This window comes from Fibrivirga algicola (assembly GCF_011742925.1).
In the GTDB taxonomy this organism is placed as follows: Bacteria; Bacteroidota; Bacteroidia; order Cytophagales; family Spirosomataceae; genus Fibrella; species Fibrella algicola.
Genome location: NZ_WAEL01000001.1, coordinates 1 through 21,926 on the forward strand (window position 1 = coordinate 1; position 21,926 = coordinate 21,926).

Sequence of the window (21,926 nt, forward strand, 5' to 3'; positions counted from 1 at the left end):
AGTTTTCATGTAACTGTTTTTGATTTATTGTTGCTTGTTTAATTGGATTGGTTTACAAGCGTCTGGCAAACAGGACGAGCAAGGGGGTGCCTGCCCTGTGAGGCGGGTGCTGCGGCAGCCGGTGTTCATACTGGTATTAGTGATGTCTCGAATGGTCAGGGAGTAGACTGAGGTCCGTTGGCGAGTGATAGCCGCCTGTGAAGGCCCTGTGACTACTCATCGGTTGTGGTTACGTCACTGTGGAGAGTACCAACCGTAGTGGATCAACCCGTCGGTGCGTCCGCATACGTACCTGGCGTACTTACCGAATACGCCGTTGTCGTGATTGGCCCGACGATTCTCATTGAATCATCCTGGTTACTTAATTCGCCCGATTAGGATGGGGATGCAATTCTTTACGGCACAGTCGCACGTGGTTGGGTTAACAAGTACCGGGATGTCTGTGTAGCACTTTCCGTTGGCGCTATACAGCCGTATGGTATAGGGTTGCGGTGTAGCCGGATTCGGTAAATCGGTAAAGCTAACTGACCCATTCACCACTATTTTGTTACTGGTTGACCCGTAGGCAGGTCCGTTGCTGTAGCTACTGCCCGGTACAATGTCAGCCCGTTCACAGTTGGCCAAACCGGTCAAATCAATTCTGGCATCGTTCCGGGCTGTGGTGCCCAAACAGGTGGCCATAGTCACTCTGGGCTCCAGACTGGAGTTCGGTACGGGATTGATAGTCACGGTTGTTGTAGCGATCGATAAACAGCCTGTTGGCAGGGTACAGGTAGCCGAGTAGGAGGTGCTAACTAATGGTGTCACAACAAGTGCAAACGTAGTCGCACCTGTTGACCAGTGGACGGTTCCGCCCAGGCAACCATCTGCCAGTAGCGTAAGTGATGAGCCCGCGCAGACGGTTGCTGAATTGAGCGTTAGCACTGGTTGTGGGTTGACCGTCACCGTTCCTATGGCACTAGCCGTTTGGGTGACAGTGGTACAGGTAGCCGTGTAGCTGGTAGTGCTGGTTGGGTTGGGTACAACCAGGGTCGTGCCCGTTGAACTATCTGACCAGGTCACCGTGCCAACGCAGCCACTGGCAACGAGTGTAACACTTGTTCCGTAACACACCGTTACCGAACTCACCGAAATGCTTGCCGCTATCGTGCAGGAAGCCGGGGCAACGTACGATGCGCTGACAGTACCACAGGCCGTGCCCGATGACGTGACCGTGACTACTTGGTTTGTTCCCGTGCTGGGTAAACCGGTGAGTGAAAAGCCCAGACTGGTCTGCCCCGCTGTAACACTCACAATGGTTGCCCGCAATCCGTTGGCAATGGTGAAGTTGCCAGCTGGTGTATTCGTCAGCGAGAGCATGCCGGTCAGCGTATAGGCATTAGTAACCGGATTGCAGTTGCCAGCACTTGCCGTCACGGTCAGGGCGCAGCTACAGTTGGCTCTGGGTACGTTGACCGACAGTATGGTTGTCGCACAGTCTGGCCCGTTGAAGAGTACCACGCTGTACGACGTTCCGCTGCTCGATATTGGATTACTGATGCCCGTTAGTGAGGCACTGCTAGCGAGAACAGCCGTATTTATAGTTGCTGTGTATGACGGAATAGCTTGTCCTGCTGCTACCAACGCCACTTTGTCGGCGTTTAAAATTCCGCTGAGGGTAATTCGTGCGTCGTTAGTACCGGTGTTGGTTGTCAGGTCACAACTTGCCGGTGTTACGCTTACCGAGGCCACGGTGGCTGGCGTGGCACAAATAAAGCCCACATCGTAGGTGTGGTTGGTGGTGCCGTAACTGCCCGTTGTGAGACTGATTACGGGTGCCGTTATACCATTCACCGTGGCTAGTTGGGCATCTGAGTCAGTGGCATCAGTCTGGTTGCTGCCTGTAGTGTTGGCCACCGTAAGCTGGTAGCTACCCCCGTTCGCCGTGAGCCTGTTGGCCGTGAACTGCCCGCCTGTACCAAACACAAGTTGGTAGGCAGTGGCAGGCAAAAGAACCGTTGTTGACACGGCCGACGTTGACTGTGGGTTATTGGTGAAGTAATACTCTCCATTCTGGTTCGTGGTCGTCGACGCTACCAATTGACCATTCTGGTACAGCGCCACAGTCACGCCCGCCAGTGCCTGTTCGCAGGCATCCTGTTCGCCGTCTCCATCGCTATCCAGCCAAACACGGTTACCAATTTCAAGATATAAGGGCAGGTCGCAACTTACTTCCATGTCGCCCAGACCGGTGGCTTTGGCAAACGTACCCACACTTTCGTCGGTAGCCGTGCTTGAGGTTGGTGCTGAATTGTACAGAATGAATCCCATCGCCAGTCCGCTCGGCGAACGTCCGGTCGTATTGCTGAGGTAACGTATACCGCCCGACTGGGTTAGTCCGCCAATATTGCGGTCTACCGGGTCCATACAGGAAATGATTACTTCGCCCGATCCGGGTTTCAGGGCCAGTGCTCCAAACGCAATTTCGGCGTGCAGTCCACCACCCGTAGAGCCCAGAAAATCGTCATTATAAAATTCACCAAAACCGGGTCCCTGGTTATTGTTGGCTCCTGCTCCGGTAAAGCCCGGTACACTGGCGTTGTTCTCCAGAATATACGTACCTGTACTGGTCAAAGCAGCCCGGAGGATATCGCCGCCCGATACGCCACTGTAGAGCGTGGTTGTGCTGGTGAGGTCATAGTTTCTGTAGCCAGTCTGTAAGCCGGTCCGGTCACCAAAGGCCAAGATCATGGAGCCGTCGATGTCGAACTCAATATCCGATAGCATTGGCTGTGGGTGAATCAGCTGCGTAATGCTGCTGCTTTGCGCCCCCGTATTGATCGCGCTGAAACTGTCAGTCCAGGCGTACCAGCCTGTAAAGGGTTGAAAAGCCGCCGCCAGTTGGGCTGCACCTTTCGGGTACGTCAGCGGAAAATCGAAAACGGGGCTAAACGTTTTGCCGTTGAAGGCGTTGACATACGCGCGAAGACTCGATTTGTCTTGCGATGTGAAGGCGTCGCAAACCGATCCCACATACACCTTACCCTTATACACTTTCGTGGCAAATGGCCGCATTGCACCGCCTGCACAGCCGGGATCAGGAATTGCCCAGGAACCCACCAGTGTTGGCGTAGCCCCCGTGATAGATAGCTGATACAGTTTTTTGTCGAAGAGGTTGACGAAATACAGCGAGTTTCCGTCTTCCGAAATTTCCAGGTCACCGATCCCTATTTTGCCAATGGCAGTAAATGATAGAGGGTCATTGCTGGCCGCCGTGGCGTCTGTCGTCAGTCCACGGCTGGCGTTGGTTACCCCAAACCAGGGATTGCCGACTACCGAAGCCCCAACGTTGATGTTAAGTGGGGCCGCCGCTACATCGATAAACGCCCCTGTTGTCTGCGAAACCATGTCGGTTACGTAAATGCCGCCCAGCCCCAGAGGGCCCAGTCCGGCATGGCGTTTCAGAGTAGCCGAGGTATATACTTTTTTACGGTACTTATCATAGGCTACGCCCCAGGTTGTACCAATTGTTTTTGCTACCGCCAGCGGGGTAATCTTCGACATGTCTTTACCACCCGATGTGCCGTAGTCAAACGCAACCAGGGCCTCTAGCTGACCAGCCGTACTACTCCCCGGTAGCGGATCGCCGTAGACGTAGCACGGAATTATGAGTTTTGGCGTAGCCTGACAGTAGTCATTATTATCGAGTATTCCCAAATCGACGGTGCAATCAGGCGCTGTTACAAACTGAACCGTTGTGCGGCCATCTATGCCGTTTAGGGTGCCCTGGCCGGCATAAGCCGGTAAATTACCAAATTCGACCCGCACCGGGTACAGGTTGACAGGTACGTTCATGGTGTACTTGCCAAAGGCATCAGTAGTGGCTGTGTAGGAGGTTCCGACACAGGTTATGGCTTTTACCAGCACGTTGGCGATACCGGCCGTTTCGCCCGTTCCTTTGGTTCCGTTATTGTCGTAATCATTGAAAACCGTGCCTCCCAGCATGCCACTGGTGCAAAGCGTTGGCGGGCAGGCGGGCGGGATACCTGCGGAGGTTTCAACCCGACAGCTTGAACCGGCATACGTGTTACCCGTAAATGCCTGTATCGCTTTGGTCGAGCCGTCGGCGTTGACCTCAAAGGACACCACCTGCGGGGTTACAATAGTCCCGTCGCCACTGGTGGTGTTGTAGGCACCGGGGGTTATTGTTCTGGATTGTGGGTTGGTCAAACCGGGCGAGTCGCTTAGGGTAACAATGATCTTTGCCCCGGCAGTTACTTCCTGCCAACCCACTTCCACACTGACTGTTGCCTTGCTGACTCCGCTGACTGAATAGCATCCCGATACTACTACCCGGTTGATTGTTATGGCGCAGGCCAGAGTAGGTAGTTGTTGCATCGCACGAGTTGATGCACTGAACTTCGCGAACGCTGGTAATTTTACCGGCCTGTCTGACGTGATAACTGGTGATTCAGCCAACGCATCTACCTGAAGTAATGTGGCTGACCAAATTAGTATGATCAGTAGGTTGTTAACTAAATGAGGGCCAGCGGCATAGCGCAGATTTAGCCGTATTGTTGCGTAAAATAGGGCCGGTGTGGATCTTGCTTTTGGCGTAAAGGACGTGTAAAGTAATGCTGGAATATACATGGTAAGGAGTTGTGTCGAAGCGATGCTTTCTCCTCTTTTATAGCTATTTCTATTCCAGTACTTTATACCAAAATAAACGTATTGTAGTCGAAAATGAATAACTAAAGCGTAAGCTGTATCGCCACCGCATGGGGCAATACAGACGAGCGTGTAGTCAGGCGGCGCTTTTTTTCTTCAATTCGGCGGGCTTCACGCCCAGAATGTCGAAAAATTTGATAGAGAAGTAACTCAAGTTTTTAAAACCTACGGTATAGGCTGCTTCAGAAATATTGTAGTTTTCTTTCTCTATTAGTTGTTTTGCATGCGTAAAACGAGCCAATTGATAATGTTGATAGAAATTTAAGCCGTACGTTTTTTTAAATAATTGTTGAAATTTAACTCTATTCAGCCCTGAGACTTTAGCTAATTCGTCAAGCGTAGGCGGCGGTATTCTGAAATTACTGACTAATAGTCTTTCTGCTTCCATAATGCCTTTCATCTCCCGTTGTTTTTTGATCGATAAATCAAAATAATTGGTAGGAAAAAGCGTTGCTACAAGGTCATTTATTAGCTTATTGAGCTTGTTTGTTTTGCAGATTAGTGCCTTATCAGATTGGTCTTTTATTTCATCCAGTACGTTTCCTATATTGTGATTGTTGTATATGTTGTTGATATCTAAATTATTAATGGCCAATTGGTTTAATAGTGTAGCTGGCTGAGTAATGCTGAAATCGATGTCTAAGGTTTTTTCTGAGAGCCACTTTTGGCTGATGAACAGGGAAATAAATTTTACGCAGCCGGCTGGTTGATATAAAAAACGACCTTCGTACTGACCATATTCCGGGATTGACCCTGCCTCTGATTCGCTTCCTGCGGATTTTAAATATTCGATATGTGAAAAAAAAGTGCCACTATTCGGCTGGCTGAGCATTACGTGGAGCCAATCTTTCTTGTATTTTTTTTCGAACACGTATTTTATTGCCTCTTTGTAGGTGACATTCACTATATAAGCCCAATTGTCTTTGTCAAGAGCGATGACCTCACAGCTACCACTAATAAAGTTGTTCGACATCTCTGCATAGCTGCCATTTTCATTAATTGTTGCCTTAAAGATGCGTATGGCCTCGTTGTGAAATGAAGCGGGATGGGTGAGTGGTTGAAGAGGGAACTCTACTACATTTATAGGCTTACTATTGCTCATCTAGCGCTTTTTTTTATGCTAAAATAATTCTTTTTGAATAAACACACCTAGCGATTGAAGGCCGTCAGTAGCAGCTACCGTTTATAAATTCGATGCCGAAGAGGGCGCAGCAATTGACACCGTCAGCATGAGAAACAGAGCGGCCATAGTAAAGAAAAATCGTATAATGCGTTTGAGAAATGATTAGGCGTGAGTATAGGGATAGCCCTTGCCGGAATGTAATCCTTTGCCCGTTAATTAGGCCGAAGTAACGTGCCTAACCCTCGTTATATACCGTTTTCAATGGCGAACCGAACCAGGTCGGTCACTTTGTTGATGCCCAGTTTGAAATGAATATTTTTACGGTGCGTCTTCACAGTTTCCACACTGAGGTGAATCCGGTCGGCGATTTGCTCGTTGCTTAACCCCTCCCGAATAAGCGACACAATTTCTACTTCACGGAAGGTTAAGTTTGTCCGTTTGGTAAACCCATCATCGACAGAGTCGGCGGGTTGATTGGCTGGGGTGGTAACCCGTGGATCAAAATAAGATTTTCCACCCAGTATGGTTCTGATGCTGAGCAGCATTTCGGCTGTGGTGGCGTCTTTCAGCAAATACCCGTGCAGTCCCGCCCGCTGAACCTCCTCCAGCAGTTTAGGTTGATTATAAGCCGTCAGAATCAACACCTTGCTGGCTGGGTGATGAGTGAGGATCAGTTTACCGATGTCGATACCGTTATTGCCGGGAAGGTTGATATCGAGCAAGACAAGATCAGGTGTCGTGGCTTGAACGGCCGGAATTGCATCGCGTGCCTGGAACACCTGCCCACAAACCGCTAAATCAGTCTGGTTGTCGAGTAAACTCTTGACGCCGTCATTAAACAGTCGGTGATCGTCAATTAAAAGAATTCGATAGAGTGGTGCGGACGGCATAGCGCTGCGTTGTAAATGGAATATCAAGCACCACAAGGGTACCTGCCTCACTCGGGTCACGCCACAGGGTTGCCCCGATATACTCGGCTCGTAAGCTACTAGTTTTTAGACCAATTCCACCGTTTTTGTAGGGTTCGGTCATGAGTGCACTGCCCAGTCCATCGTCCTCAATTGTGATTGTGAGCCGGTCGTCCCGGTAAAGCAGTTGCAGGGCTGCCCGGCTGGCCTGGGCGTGCTTGTGTATGTTATGAATTAACTCAGAAACAATTCGATAGGTGTTCAGCTCGGTATCGATAGGTAGTTTATGCTCAGTCCCCGATACGACAAACGTAAACCTGGTAGGATGCGCAGGCTGACTCAGTATAAGTTGCTCAAGGGCGTGGCGCAGGCCAATCCGGGCAAATTCGGGCGGCATCAAGTTATGAGAAATACGACGGATGTCGTCACTACTTTTCTGAATCAGCGTTTCCGCGTCAGCAAAATCCCGTTCCACGTTTTTATCAATTGTCCGCTGACGGATATCGTCGAGTCTACGGCGAAGAGTCGCCAGCGTGCCCCCGAGTTCATCGTGCAGATCAGCAGCAATCCGTTGCCGTTCTGCTTCCTGGGTTTGAATAATACGGGTGTTGGCATCGCGTCGTTCGCTGGCTAGCCGCAGGTCGGCTTCCGCCTGCCGCTTACGGAGCTGTGACGTATAAAGCAGTAGGGTCAGCATACCCACAATAAACAGCGAGACACTGGTTATGTAGAAAAGAAGATTTTGCTGCGTTCGATTCTGTTGCTGAAGCGATTGTTGCTCGAAATCCTGCTGCTGCGATTGCTGTGCTACCTGTTGTCGGCTCAGTAGCGCTTTGGCCTGTGCCATCTCCAGGCGTCGCTTCTGTTCACTAATAGTGGCCTGCTCGGTAAGCGCCTCAGCCTCGGCTTTAGCCAGGAGTTGGTTGATCGTGAACTGCTTCTGAACAGTCAACAACCGCTGAGCCTGTAACTGGCGGGCTTGTTGGTTTGCCTGGGTAATGCTGTCAAATTCGGCCTGTTTCTGTATGGTAGCCATTTCATTTCTATGCTGGCCAGCAGTAATCAGATCACGTACCTCAATGTATTTTTTGTAGTACAGCGCATGATTTTTCCAGTCGCCCCGGTGTTCATAGGCTTGCTGTAGAGCCATGTAGGTCTGCTCCAGTACAAACTTAGGTGGTTTGGGAAGTTGCAGCACACAGTGCGCATAGTCCAGAGCGGCATCATCACGACCAAGCGCAGCGTAGGCACAAGCAAGCGTTCCCCATCCCTTCGACTCATGTTGAGGTTTTACCCGATCCCAGATGGCTTCTGCTTTACTGCCGTATAACAGCGCTGACTCGAATCGGTTGTATTTCAGGTAGAGTTCGGCCAGGTCATCATAGATATACCCCAAATTAGCCACAAGCGTGGTTTGCTTCAACAGTGCTTCGGCTTCCAGGTATTGCTTTTCGCTATCGGCGAAATTGTTCATCTGGTCGTAGACGTTTCCTAAACTCTGTTTGATCTCTATCCGGAAGGATCGGGTAGTCGCTGGTACAACATGCGCGAAACCGTCAGACAATAACGTCTGTGCCTGTTTCAGATGGTGTAAGGCACTGTCGTAGGCTCGGGATATAGTATAGAGCTTACTTAGATTGACGTGTATTCGATAGCGGGAAACGGCATAATACGGATCTGCGTGGGGCAGTAGGGGCAGCAGTTCCAGGTTCAATCGGAGCGCCATCATCGGACTTAGCTCACCTGCCAGATAGTAATCGGCGATGGTTAATTTACCGTTGATCTCATAAAACAGGTTCTTCCCCTGTTTAGCCTGATTTACCAACTCCTGCCCAAAATAAAGCGTACTGTCTCGTCGGCCATACCACGATTTATAGAGCCGTCCCAGGTAGTAAAGGGCTTTGTAGCGCAACGTGTCGTACCTGGCAGTGCGCGGTAAAGCTGTTAGCTGTTGGTACTGCGTTTTTGCCAGGCCCGACAGGCTGTCGAGGTAAACAAAGTCAGCGCGCCGATAGCTGTTCAGCTCTGGAAGAGGATGGAATGAGGCTTGCCCCATACTCTGAATGGCCAAAAGAGCCAATAGCATGATGAAGAGTGCGTTACGAGGACCCATGTGACATCTATTTGGCCAAAAAGATACGAAGTCTTTAGCGCTAAATATACCCCGAACTAGGTATAGCGTTGCCCAACGTAAGCGGCCATATTTGTGCTCTATCTATCCACACCATCCTTCTTTGTGTCGCTTTATGACAACTGGTTGTTAACGGCGATCGCTTTTTCGCAAGCCAGATAGTCATGGCGAGTGTTGAAAAAGCGATCGTTGTTAGCTAACCCAGTTGCCTGATCCATCAATAACGCAGCTTCTCCGTAAGTTTTTGACGTTGGTACTACCTCTCTTTTTCGTAACTAAATGAGAGTGGTCGGGTTGTTTCTGTAAATGCGCTCGCGTTATGAAACAAATCGATCATTTGCTCCATCTGGTAAAAACCAGCCTGGATTTGCCGGAAAATGCCACAACACAGACCGACTTATTGAAAACTGCGTTGTCGCGAACTGATTTCTTGCGCCTGTCCGGGAAAGGGTTGGCTCTTGGCGTAGCTGGTGGGTTGGCAGCCTCCTGCAAAACCAGCCAGCCGGGGGGACGTTACCCCGCCAATCCGTCAACGGTCTATCAATCGCCGACCGGGCAGCAGATTCCGTCATCGACTCCGTATTCGCCGCCTGCCAAGGTGCCGAAAGAAGCCGACAAACCCATTGAACTAGAAGCCTGGAAATCAGATGTCGACCGAAAATCGGCCCCTACGCCTACGCCGTTACCGATGGATCAGCGGGTGGGCTACGCGCTGATTGGTTTAGGTCACCTGACGCTGGAAGAGCTATTGCCGGCATTTGCCCAGTGCAAGAAGTCGAAGCCGGTGGCGCTGGTGAGCGGCAACCCCGAGAAGATGCAAAAAGTAGCGCAGCAGTATGGCATTAAAGCAAGCAATTGCTATAGCTACGAGCAATATGATCGGCTAAAAGATAACCCGGAGGTGCAGGCGATCTACATTGTGCTGCCCAATTCCATGCATGCCGAATATACCATTCGTGGAGCGCAGGCGGGTAAGCATATTTTGTGCGAGAAACCCATGGCCAACTCGTCGAAGGAAGCGCAGGCCATGATCGATGCCTGCAACAAGGCCGGTCGGAAGCTGATGGTAGCATACCGAATTCAGTACGAACCAAACAACCGGATGATCCGTGATATGGTCCGGTCGAAGCAGTTTGGTGCACCCAAGTTCGTTGAAGCGTCGAATTGCCAGAGTTCGGCTAATCCGCAGCACTGGCGTCATATCAAGGCGTTGGCCGGTGGTGGTGCCCTGCCCGATATTGGTCTATACTGCCTGAATACAACGCGGTTTATTCTGGGTGAAGAACCAACCGAAGTCTTTGGTTATCAGTACAGCACACCCGGAAATCCTCTATTCCGGGAGGTTGAAGAAGTGATGTCGTGGCAAATGCGGTTCCCAAGCGGGGTCATTGCTAACTGTTCCACCCACTACAACGTACACGAGTCGCGGAGGTACCGGATTCTGGCCGAACGCGGCTGGATGGGCCTCGACCCTGCCTTTTCGTACAACGGCATTCAGATGGAAACTGCCCGCGCCGATGGCATGATTGAGCGGAAAGAAACGCCAATTGTAAACCAGAAAAACCAGTTTGTTACCGAAATAGACCATTTTTCGGATTGTATCCTGAACAACAAGCAACCCTTTACGCCCGGTGAAGAGGGCTTGCAGGATCAGAAAATCATGGAAGCCATTTACCAGTCGGCTAGCGAAGGGAAGCCGGTGAGGTTGGCCACTGTGTCGAAGAAAGACGCCTTCAGAGGACCGGACCCTGACCTGCAGTAACGTACCTACGATTCAGGTAGTTACTGGTTGTATGTTGCGCTGTCGTAGTATTGTACTACTTATCGAAGGGCACGATAGGTAGTACAACACTACGACAGCCGTATTTACACCCGAATAAACAGCTTCCGGCGGTACATCCACAGCAAAATGAGGTAGAAGACACCGAGGGTTGCCGCGCCTGCCAGTAACGGCTCGAACGCTGGGCCGAACATCTGAAACGGGCCGTGCCCGAGGTGGATGTAGAACGAGTCGGTGATGAAATGACTGATTAGCTCGACCATGCAGTAGATCGCGATCGAGTTCATACCGATAACCGTCAGGAAGAACGCCCAACTCCGGCGTTTGGCAATGTCGATGGTGGCGTAGAAAAAGGCCATCAGCCCAAAGCAGCATCCGCCGCTAAACAACGTCCAGGCGGGTGTCCAGATGCGCTTCACGATGGGGCAAAGGCCGGTTAGGTGAAGCAGCAGCCCCAGTGCGATACAAACCGCCCCGGCAATCAGCAACTGACGAACAATGAGCCGCCCCGGTTGCGCCGAGCGCAGCCACTGGCCCGCCTGTAACCCCAGCAGCATAGTGCCCAGCGTAGGTATGAAGCTCAGCGTAGCGTAGCCGCCACCATTGAACAGAAAGGGCGATTTGCGCGGGAATAAGTTTAAAAACCAAGTGTCGAATGCCCAGGCAAGGTTGCTGTTTTTATTGAAGTGTGCGGCCAGTCCGGTGTAGTGATGCGGCCAGTCGGCCGGCACGCCCACGGCCGCATAATCGAAACCCGCCGTGGGGGCGGGGTAGAGCGCAAACGCGACCCAATAGCCAACCAGCACCCCGACCAGCGCTATCCATTGCGTGCGCGGCGTGGCGTTGCCAAGCAGAAATAAAAACGGATAGCCGAGGCCAATCTGCGTCAGGGTGTCTTCGAACGTAAAATAGGTCTGCGTTTTATGAATGGAGCGCAGAAAGATGCCGAGCAGAATTAGAATCAGCGAGCGGCGCAGGGCATGCCCGAATTGCGACCGAACCGAGTCGCCCCGTGTTAGTCGACTTGCTACCGAGTAGGGGAGGGCTACGCCCACCAGAAACGAGAATGAAGGCTGGATGAGATCGTGCAGTGAACAGCCCGCCCAGTCGACATGGCTTTGCTGAAAGGCCAGAAATGCCCAGAAACTGCTGGTGGGCATGGCCTCGTGTAGATCAGAAAAACGCAGGAGTTCACCGGCCATCAGCAGCATAACGAATCCCCGATACGCGTCCATCGACATCAATCGAGGGCCGGGAAATGTGCCTTGCCTGGGGAGTCGGTCGGCGTGAGAAAGGGTGGCCGGGTGGTGGGGTAAAGAAGTTGCCATTGGTAAGGGTAGAGGAGATGTCAGATCAGGGGTTTTGCTTCGCACTCAACCTATAGCGCGAAGCAAAACTCACCCAACTATTACTCACAGCCAGGCAAAGACTTACCCTCAACAGGCTGATCTACAGTCCGTAGGTGTCGAGCAGGTACACGAGTGCGGCCATCGACGCGCCGCCCAGTTCAAGCTCCCGTTTGTTTACCATCTCGAAGCGGTCGGCGGCGGTGTGATGAAAATCGAAGTACCGCTGCGAATCGGGCTTGAAGCCGAACAGCACCGTACCAATGTTGACCAGCGGCCCGATGTCGGCACCACCGCCACCAGGACCAATGTCGTGCAGGCCATAGGGTGCCAGCAGCGGTTTCCACTGGAGTACTTTCTCTTTTTGTTGCGGGGTACCTACGATGCCGAAACCACGGGGGGTAAACCCGCCTTCGTCTGACTCGATAGCGGCAATGTGCTTTTCGTTGTTCTGTTTAGCCAGATCGGCATATTTCACGCCGCCACGCAGGCCGTTTTCTTCGTTCATGAACATCACCGCTCGGATGGTACGCTTCGGCTTTATGCCCAGCGTTTTCATGATGCGCAATACTTCGATCGACTGCATACAGCCGGTGCCGTCGTCATGTGCCCCCTGGCCCAGATCCCACGAGTCGAGGTGACCGCCCACCACGATTATCTCGTCGGGTTTTTCCGAGCCTTTGATTTCGCCCACTACGTTATATGATTTGGCGTCGGGCAGTGACTCGCAGTTCTGCTTGAAATAAAAGGTCAGAGTTGGGTTTTCGGCCAGGGATTTGCTCAGCAGGTTGGCACCATTGGTGCTGATGGCCGCCGTAGGAATAAGCGGAACACCAGTGCCGTAGCGCGTGCCGCCCGTATGTGGGTAATCGTCCTGCGCCAGCCCCATCGATCGGATAATTGCCCCAACCGCACCCAGTTTGGCGGCTTCGGTAGCACCACCCGCCCGCTGATCCACTGCTCCGCCATAGGCATCGAAGGTAATGGTCTTGGTAGGGTCCATCGGCCGGTTGAAGAACACAATTTTGCCTTTCACCTTTTCGGCTCCTAATGCCCGCAACTCGGGGAAGCTTTTTACCTCGATCACCTGCGCTTCAACGCCTTTGGCGGGCGTAGCTACTGAGCCACCCAGGGCCGCAATGGGTACGTTCGTTTTTTGCTTGCCAATCTGGATATAGGCCACTTCTTTGGCACCACGTACCCAGTGCGGTACCATCACTTCCTGCAAAAACACCCGGTCGAACCCTTGCTGCTCCATAAGTTGTTTGGTCCAGTCGACGGCCTTCTGTGCCCCGGCCGACCCACTTAGCCGCGGGCCAATCTGCTGGGTCAAGTAGCGGAGCCATTCGTGCGATTTCCCATTGGACAGGGCTTCGTTATAAATTCGGCGAATCGCCACCGAGTCGGCATTCTGGCCGTAGGAGCATAAGGAGAGGCAAAGCAGAAACAGGGTAGTTACTTTTCTCATTGACGTGGGGTGATAAACAGCGTTGCTCGTTCAGGTTGATTCTTGACTGGTAATCTATGAAAAAACGGCCGGGTTATCACTTGCCGCCAGAAAGTCTATGCCTATGCGACCGCCAGGAAACCAACTCTACGCCCATACGCTTTTCTTCCTGACGGGTGCTGTGTAGCGGCTGCTGACGCCTGTTGCTTCGCGAGTCGTGCCCGGCACCAGCAAAATACCATCACTGCAAAAATCACCCATACTGTTTCATCAACGCCTATTCATGAAGTTGCTTCACACTCGATTCTGTCTGCTGGTAATCTTCGTTTGCGCTGCGTTCAGCACGCTGGCCCAGACAAAGCCTAACCCCAAAAATCTCATTTACGTCGATAAAGCCGGGGTGATCCGGTATACCAAAACCAACCAGGAAGCGGCTTTCTACGGTGTCAATTACTGCCTGCCGTTCGCTTATGGCTACCGGGCGGTAAAGGCGCTGAATACCAAACCCGAAACGGCTATCGACCAGGATGTGTACCACATTGCCCGGATGGGCGCCGATGCGTTCCGGGTACATGTCTGGGATACCGAAATCAGCGATTCGCTGGGAAATCTGCTCGACAACGACCACTTACGACTGTTCGATTACCTGGTGGCGCAGCTCAAAAAGCGGCACATCAAAGTCATTATCACGCCGATTGCCTACTGGGGTAACGGCTACCCCGAGCGTGACGAACGTACCCCCGGTTTTTCGAGGGTGTACGGCAAGGGTAAGGTCAATCAGATCGAGAATGGGATAAAGGCGCAGGAGGAATACGTGCGTCAGTTTTTCCGGCACGTAAATCCTTTCACCAAGTCTACGTATGGTAATGACCCCGACGTGATTGCTGTTGAACTCAATAACGAACCCACGCACGCCGGGCCGAAGCCAACGGTAACCCAGTACATCAACCGGGTGAACGCCGCGCTCCGGAGTACGGGCTGGGATAAACCCATTTTCTACAACATCAGCCAGAACCCGTGGTATGCCGACGCCGTGGCAAAATCGGACGTAAACGGCTTCAGCTTCCAGTGGTATCCGCTGGGCCTGGTAGCCGGACACACCATTCAGGGTAACTCGTTGCTGCACGTCGACCGGTACCTTATTCCGTTCGATACCATCCCCGCGTTCAAAAACAAGGCCCGTATTGTGTATGAGTTCGACGCGGGCGATGTGTATGCGCCCTACATGTATCCGGCGATGGCGCGGAGCTTCCGGGGAGCGGGTTTCCAGTGGGCTACCCAGTTTGCCTACGACCCAATGGTAACGGCCTACGCCAACACCGAATACCAGACGCACTACCTGAACCTGGCCTATACGCCGTCGAAAGCCATCAGCATGCTCATTGCCGGCCGGGTATTCCGCGAAACGCCCCGGTTCAAAAGCTACGGTAGCTACCCGCAAGACACCACCTTTGGGCCATTCCGGCTGAGCTACAGTCAGGCGCTAAGTGAAATGAACAGCGACGGGGCCTTCGTTTACGCCAACACCACATCGACGAAGCCTGTCAACGTGGCTAAGCTAACGCAGGTGGCGGGTGTGGGCAGTTCGCCGGTGGTCAATTATGCGGGAACCGGCGCTTATTTCCTGGACAAGATAGGGGCGGGCGTGTGGCGACTCGAAGTAATGCCCGATGCCATACTGATCCGAGATCCGTTCGAGCAGCCGTCGCTTAAAAAGGAAGTGACGACTATCCGCTACGCCACCTGGCCTATGCGTATTACACTACCCGACCTGGGTACGTCGTTTGCCGTAACGGCCCAAAACGAGGGAAACACCTTCGCTTCAGCGGCCACTAATGGTGCGTTTCAGATTCGGCCCGGCACGTACCTACTGAAAGCCGCCGGTGCTTCGGTGCCCAGGATTCTGCCTAACTCAGTATTGGGGCTGAACGAATTTTACGCCCCCGTCGCTTCAGCCAATGCTGAGCCCATCGTGGTTCATACGCCCTACGGCGAAGTGTCAGCCCAACAGCCGCTTACCGTATCAGCCACCATCGTCGGTCTGGACTCGGCCGATAAAGCGACTGTCGACTTGCGAAATACGGTGGGGGCTGGTCGGTCGAGCACACTACCGCTCCAGCGCGTGGGGGGCTACCGCTACGAGGCCACCATTCCCGCTGATTGGCTGAGGCCGGGGATGCTGAATTACCGGATCACCGTGCAGAAAGGAACCGACTACCGGGCATACCCAGGTGCGCAGTCAGGCGACCCGACTGCCTGGGACTACCTGCCCGGTGCCATGTACCAATCCGTTATTACCCCCGACAACAGTCGCCTGAACCTGTTCGAAGCCAACGCCGACCGTGCCAGGCTGATTATAAACAACAGCGATTACCGCGCCAATACGGTTACGTTTGTACCCGACGAGAACCCTGCGCAACTCCTGCTCAAAGCCAGCATCACTAAAACGCAGGGTGGCCAGCCCATGGGTTTTCAGTTTTATTTCGGTGATAAAATCAAGGGTCGGCGCGCCGAATTGCGTGGTTTTACGAAACTGGTGGTCCGGGGTAAATCGGGGCAGGCACAGCCGGTACCCGTTACAATCAGTCTGGTCGGTAACAATGGACGTACCTACGCCACTGTGATTACCCTGCCGCAAGAGCTGAGCGAAATTGAGGTGCCACTTAGCCAACTGACAAACGCAGCCGTAACCCTGCTACCGCGTCCGTACCCCGATTTTCAGTCGCTCACGTTTCAATCGGCAACTGTAGGTACGTTTACGATCGATACCATCGAAAAGGTAGACATACAGGTTGGACAAACTACCGGGCCTATCACGATGTGGCTGGATTATGTTGGGCTGAAACGGTAACGTTGCAACGAGGCTTGTTCGGGCTGCTTACTCAAGCGTATCTGTATAACCGCCAGGCAGGCACAGACTGTCTGGCGGGATAAGCCGAAGGAGTCGCCGCAACGCAGGCGTGTAGTACCTGCTATAGGCTTCGTCAGTTCGCCAATAAAAATACATTGATAGTCAATTGGTTAATAAGGATTCCTTCTACTGCTTCTGATAAGGCCTGGCAATTATCCCTGGCCTCTGTGAATCTACTAAACGGCTGGGCTACTGCGTAAAAATGCGTATATATTGCGGAGTAATATACTCAGCATCGGTTAGCGCAGTCCTCCATGAAGTATCTATATCTTTTCCTATGTACCTCTTTAGGAAGCCTCACACTCGGTATTTCATCCGTGTGGGCGCAGCAAACCTGTTCTACCAATAAGGCAGGCTACTGGAACGACCCAGCTGTGTGGGATTGTGGGATTGTACCCGGTATAGGTGCAAACACAACTTTTACGGGTACGATCAATGTCAATCATGCGCTTCTGTTTCCCGACTATAGCACTATTCGTATAACGGGACAGGTCACGATCGATGTGTCAGGAGCAGGCTCGCTCGATTTTGGCAGCGGTGCCGGGGCAGGCACCAAGTTTGAGATACTGAATATCAACTCCGTTATCATACTCAGAACGACGTCGAATTTTATAAAAGGAGGAAACAACGCCTCAATTATCAATGTAGGAGATAAGCTATGCGGCGGTCCATTCAATGGTAGTTACCAGCTAAATAACCGAACCATTTCATATGCATCGCCAGCCTGTGCCAACGCAGTGTTGCCGGTCACGTTGCTCTCGTTTACGGCCAAAGCCGAAGCCGATCGGGTTCAACTTGCCTGGTCTACCACCTCAGAACAGAACGCCGATCGCTTCGTCGTGGAGCGTAGTACTGACCTTGGCGAGTACAGTATCGTGGGCGATGTTGCCGCCAAAGGCACAACCGACACGCGCCAGTATTATGGCCTGACCGACGAGCAACCATTACCCGGCATTAACTACTATCGGTTGCGGCAGATTGACCGTACTGGCCTTCAGCAGACCTTCAAACCAATTTCAGTCGTTGTCGACCCCGAATCGCTGGTGGCAGTGGTGTATCCCAACCCTACTTCCGACAGCCGAATTCATCTGCGGCTCAGAAACGCCGCTGATAACGCAACGCTGAGGCTGTTAACCCTAACCGGTCAGGCGATAGACGGTAAAATTGAGCGTCGGCAAGACGACGTTGAGGTGCTGCTTCAACGTCCGTTGCCGCTGGGGGTTTACCTACTGGAAGTACAGAGCAACGGGCAAAAGCGGGTAGTAAACGTCTTGATTCGATAGGTTGCGGTGTAGAACATAGAAACAAAAAAGCGATCAGGTAAACGTACCTGATCGCTTTTTTTATGGGAGGCCTGAATAGCCTCTGGAATATAATGCTCCTGTTTTTACTGGAGTATGAGGCACAAGCCCTTACTGCTGGCGACTTACCCGGTAGATAACCCCGTTGTTATCTTCCGAAAATAGCAACGATCCATCGGGTAATGTGGCAATACCAACCGGCCGGCCAAACTGCGATCTGTTGTTGTCGACCAGGAAACCGGTTACGAAATCGTCGATTCGGGTTGGAACGCCGTTCTCAAAATGCACGCGAACCACATTGTAGCCCGACGGTTTCGAGCGGTTCCACGAGCCACGCATTGTAACAAAGGCGTCGTTCTGGTACTCAGCTGGAAAAATACTCGCCCCATTCGTTGCCGTGTAAAAGACCATCGCCAGCGGGGCTGCGTGGGCATTGTAGGATAAGGCTGGCAGCGTAGTTTTAGCCAAAATCTGGGCGTAGGTTGTGTCGCCCATAGGGCGGGGGTGCGGACTATAGTTGCCATCGCCGTAGATATAGGGCCAGCCGTAAAAAGCGCCCTGCTTAATCAGGTTCAGCTCTTCTTTCTGCTGTTCATCGCCCAACCAGTCGATGCCGTGGTCGAAACCATACAGGGCTTTTGTTTGTGGATGCCAGCCAAACCCGATGGTATTACGCAGACCACTGGCAAAAACGGTCCGGTTCGTGCCATCGGCATTGGCGCGGAGCATGGTTGCATGTTCGGGATTGGGTTCCGCGCAGGCGTTGCAGGTGCTGCCCACCGTAATATATAGCAGCCCATCGGGGCCAATTGCCAATGTCCGGTTTGGGTGTTGACCCGCGTCGGGCAGGTTGTTGATCAGTTGCTGAAGCTGGCCCAGCGTGCCGTTGCTGTTGATAGGTGCCCGAAATACCTCTTTAATCGTGGCCAGGTACATCTGCCCGTTATTGATGGTAATGCCGTGGACGCTTTTAATGGTAGCTACTACCTGTTTCTGATCGGCCTTGCCATCGGCATTCGTATCGCGGAGGAGGGTCACAGTACCGGTTTCGCGGTTTGTTACGTACACGTGACCCGCCGGACTTACCGCCAGTTGGCGCGGCTTGCCCAGTGAATCAGCATATTTGGCGATCGTAAAGCCGGCCGGAACCCGCAATTGGGCAATCCGCTGATCGGTGGCTGGTACCAGTGCTGGCTCAAATACATTCCCCTCGATTTGAGCCGAGGTTGGCTCTTTGTTGGTCTCCGGAATCTGGGCGTTGAACTCGTCTTTACTACAGGCTGCCAATAAAGCGGCCACGACAAGGCCACTTAAAAGTAATGGTCTACGTGCTGCGTTCATCATGTTTACGTTGAGTGTACTAGCTGGATTAAACTGTTTTAATCTTCAAACCAGTAACAGTATCATATGTTCTATAGGTATAATAGATTTATTGAATCAAGCTATTTTGTGCGTGTCTGGAACAAAGAAAAACCCTGCGTCAGCGACTAATTGCGTGACGGCAGGGCTTTCCTGAACACAAACGAAAACGATTATTACTCCATCGCCATATCGACGTGAGCGGGGGTTTCGATCTTCTTGCCGATAAATAGCAGCAGCAACGGCACGCAGACCAGGAAGAAACCGCCGATGACCAGGAAAGCATCGGCGTAAGTCATCACCAGCGCCTGGCGCATCACCGACCCTTGCATCAGGCCATAGGCTTTGCTGGTGGCGGCGGCTAGTGCATCCCCTTTCGACAGAAACAGGTTGGTATACTGCTTGATCCGGTCGACTGAAAACGGGTTGTAGATCGACACGTTATCGCCCAGTCGCGAGGCGTGGAACATAGTGCGCGTTGAAATGTAGGTCGTCATGATCGCGGTGCCGAACGTACCCCCCAACTGCCGAATCATACCCGTGAGGGCCGATCCTTGCGGAATGCTGATGCTCTTCAGATCTGACAGCGTAATTGTTGTCAGGGGGATAAAGATCATGCCCATACCCACACCGCGAACGATAAGCGGCCAGAAGAAGTAATCCGGCCCGGCAACAAGGCTGATGCTCGACAGGTCGAAACAAAAACCGAAGAAGAGCAGAAACCCAATGGCTGCGTACCACACCGGGGAAATGTAATTCTTGCTGAGCAACCCGCCCACCACCGGCATCATCATTCCCGTCATGATCGACCCCGGCATTAGCAACAACCCAGTTTGACTGGCCGTGAAGCCCAGGATTGTCTGGCAGAAAACCGGAATAATGAATACAGACGCGAACAGTCCGAAGCCGAGAATGAAGTTGAACAACGTACCCACCGCAAACCGACGCTGACGAAGCAGCCGTAGATCGAGAATCGGGATACTGACCGTTAGCTGACGCCAGATGAACCCGATCAGACCAATGCCCGCAGCAATCGACATGCCTACGATAAAGCCCGACGACAGCCAGTCTTCTTCATGCCCCTTCTCGAGCACGATCTGCAACCCGCCAATACCCATGACCAGCAGCACTAGGGCCAACCAGTCCATGCTTCCCGCCACCATCTTCTCGGCCGGTTCCTTAATGTAGGCGTAGGTGAGTGCGGTAGCCAGAATGCCAAAGGGGATGTTGATGTAGAAGACCCAGTTCCACGACAGGTTATCGGTAATGTAACCGCCCAGCGTTGGCCCGATCGATGGACCAATGATGACACCCATCCCGAAGATAGCGTTGGCAATGCCCAGGTCTTCTTTCGGAAATGTCTGAATCAGAATGGATTGTGCCGTTGTCAGCAAGCCGCCGCCACCGATACCCTGCACCACGCGGAAAAATACCAGTTCCCAGACGTTGGTAGAGGTGCCGCAGAAAACAGACGCTATCGTGAAGAGCACAATCGACGCCGCGAAGTAATTCCGGCGACCCAGTTTGGCCGTCAACCAGCCCGACATCGTAATCATAACCGCACTGGCGGCGGCATAGCCCGTTACCACCCAGCTAATGTCGCCCAGCGACGCGCCGAGGTTCCCCATCATCTGGTTCAGCGTAACGTTCACAATCGACGAGTCGATGGTTTGCAGCAGGGCAGCCGTTGTTACCGTCAGCACAACGACCCACTTATCAAAACCTAACTTTTTCATACTTCTGAGTAGTCAGCTGCCTTGGGTTGGGGGTACACAAGCCAAGGCAACTCGTGTAGCTTATTTCTGTAAATCCACGGCCACGGTTGCGCTCATACCGGGGCGGAGATTGGCAATCAGCGGTGTGGTCTTATCCAATTCAATTCGAACGGGGACCCGCTGCACCACTTTTACGTAGTTACCAGTTGCATTGTCAGGTGGGAGCAGGGTAAATTTGGCCCCCGTGGCGCCGGCAAACGAGCCGACATGCCCAATCAGCTTTTGCCCGTCGAACGCATCGACGTCGATTTCAACCGGCTGACCGGGCTTCATTTCTTTCAACTGCGTTTCCTTAAAGTTGGCCGTTACCCAGAGCGTCGAATTGCCAACTACAGAGCACAGCGCCTGACCGGGTTGAACCAGTTGCCCGACCTGAACCGAGCGTTTCGAGACAATACCCGAGATGGGGGCCCGCACTACCGTGTACGATAGTTGCAGATTCGCCATATCCAGTTCGGTCTGGCGTTGCTTCACTGTGGCTTGCGCGACCGAAATCTGCCCTTCGGTAACCCGGCGCTGTGAACTGGTTACGCCTGTTTGCGTACCGGCGGCGTTAACCTGCGCCTGCGCCGTTTGCAGTTGTGCCTGCGCCGCCAGCAACTGGGCCTGGGCGGCGTCGCGCTCAGCCTGAATGGCGTCGAACTGCTGCTGCGGAATGGTTTTTTCGGCCAGCAAACGGCTATAGCGCTCAAAATCCTGGTTGGCTCTCCGCGCCCTTGCCTGGGCGGCTGTTACGTTGGCCTGCGCCGTAGCTACCTGATTGCGCGCCGTTTGTACCCCGGCCTGTGAACTCTGAATGGTAGCCGAGGCCACGTTCACGCTCGACCGTGTTACGCCCGCGCTGGCCATTGCACTTTGCAGTGCAGCTTCGGCCTGGGCTACCCGGATGCGGTAATCGGCATCGTCGAGCACAACGAGGGTGTCGCCTTCTTTTACAAACTGATTGTCTTTAAACCGGATGGCTTTAACGTACCCACCAGCTTTGGGAATGACCGGGTTTACGTCGCCATCAATCTGGGCGTCGTCAGTGGTTTCATGGCGACGCAGGTAACTGAATTCACTGTACCCGAAAACGAGCGCCACCGCCAGAATAATGAGGCCCCCCACGCGGAATAATGTTGTCTTGTTCATGACTTAA

The 21,926-nt window shown here is 52.8% G+C and carries 12 protein-coding genes; 3 read left to right on the plus strand and 9 right to left on the minus strand.

Translation table 11 applies throughout. The features are described 5' to 3' along the window. Positions 1–357: 357 nt before the first annotated feature. The 4 genes from F7231_RS00005 to F7231_RS00020 form a co-directional block, all read right to left on the minus strand. Positions 358–4,377: an SdrD B-like domain-containing protein gene (locus F7231_RS00005; protein WP_166690459.1), complete on the minus strand. Its 4,020-nt coding sequence runs from the start codon at positions 4,375–4,377 to the stop codon at positions 358–360. Between the two features lie 406 nt (positions 4,378–4,783). After that, entirely contained in the window at positions 4,784–5,809 is a 1,026-nt protein-coding gene (locus F7231_RS00010; RefSeq protein WP_166690460.1) for a helix-turn-helix domain-containing protein, read from the minus strand. Between the two features lie 266 nt (positions 5,810–6,075). Then, complete coding sequence (locus F7231_RS00015) at positions 6,076–6,720, minus strand: response regulator (protein ID WP_166690461.1); 645 nt, start codon at positions 6,718–6,720, stop codon at positions 6,076–6,078. Then, the gene (locus F7231_RS00020; protein WP_085410638.1) at positions 6,683–8,851 is read right to left on the minus strand and encodes a histidine kinase; all 2,169 of its coding nucleotides are present in this window, start codon (positions 8,849–8,851) and stop codon (positions 6,683–6,685) included. Before F7231_RS00020 ends, F7231_RS00015 begins: the two co-directional genes overlap by 38 nt. Before the next feature lie 337 nt (positions 8,852–9,188). Between F7231_RS00020 and F7231_RS00025 the strand changes: the two genes are divergently transcribed. Next, positions 9,189–10,631, plus strand: a complete 1,443-nt coding sequence (locus tag F7231_RS00025; protein ID WP_166690462.1) for a Gfo/Idh/MocA family protein — start codon at positions 9,189–9,191, stop codon at positions 10,629–10,631. A 104-nt stretch (positions 10,632–10,735) separates the two neighbouring features. Here F7231_RS00025 and F7231_RS00030 read toward each other — a convergent pair whose 3' ends face one another. Further along, positions 10,736–11,977, minus strand: a complete 1,242-nt coding sequence (locus F7231_RS00030) for an acyltransferase family protein (protein WP_374757357.1) — start codon at positions 11,975–11,977, stop codon at positions 10,736–10,738. 121 nt (positions 11,978–12,098) lie between these two features. Next, on the minus strand, positions 12,099–13,463 hold the full coding sequence (locus F7231_RS00035; protein ID WP_166690463.1) for a M20/M25/M40 family metallo-hydrolase: 1,365 nt from the start codon (positions 13,461–13,463) through the stop codon (positions 12,099–12,101). Between the two features lie 262 nt (positions 13,464–13,725). Between F7231_RS00035 and F7231_RS00040 the strand changes: the two genes are divergently transcribed. Together F7231_RS00040 and F7231_RS00045 are read left to right on the plus strand one after the other, a co-directional pair. Then, a complete protein-coding gene (locus tag F7231_RS00040) occupies positions 13,726–16,293 on the plus strand; it encodes a cellulase family glycosylhydrolase (protein ID WP_166690464.1) in 2,568 nt (855 codons plus the stop codon). Between the two features lie 314 nt (positions 16,294–16,607). Next, positions 16,608–17,636, plus strand: a complete 1,029-nt coding sequence (locus F7231_RS00045) for a T9SS type A sorting domain-containing protein (protein ID WP_166690465.1) — start codon at positions 16,608–16,610, stop codon at positions 17,634–17,636. A gap of 129 nt (positions 17,637–17,765) precedes the next feature. Here the strand turns inward: F7231_RS00045 and F7231_RS00050 are convergent, their stop codons facing one another. The 3 genes from F7231_RS00050 to F7231_RS00060 all read right to left on the minus strand — a co-directional run bounded on the left by F7231_RS00050 (position 17,766) and on the right by F7231_RS00060 (position 21,919). Then, positions 17,766–18,998 (minus strand): PQQ-dependent sugar dehydrogenase, encoded by a 1,233-nt coding sequence (locus F7231_RS00050; protein ID WP_374757358.1) that lies wholly within the window; start codon positions 18,996–18,998, stop codon positions 17,766–17,768. Positions 18,999–19,189: 191 nt separating this feature from the next. Beyond that, a complete protein-coding gene (locus F7231_RS00055) occupies positions 19,190–20,749 on the minus strand; it encodes a DHA2 family efflux MFS transporter permease subunit (RefSeq protein ID WP_166690466.1) in 1,560 nt (519 codons plus the stop codon). A gap of 60 nt (positions 20,750–20,809) precedes the next feature. Further along, positions 20,810–21,919 (minus strand): HlyD family secretion protein, encoded by a 1,110-nt coding sequence (locus F7231_RS00060; protein ID WP_085410631.1) that lies wholly within the window; start codon positions 21,917–21,919, stop codon positions 20,810–20,812. Positions 21,920–21,926: the final 7 nt, after the last annotated feature.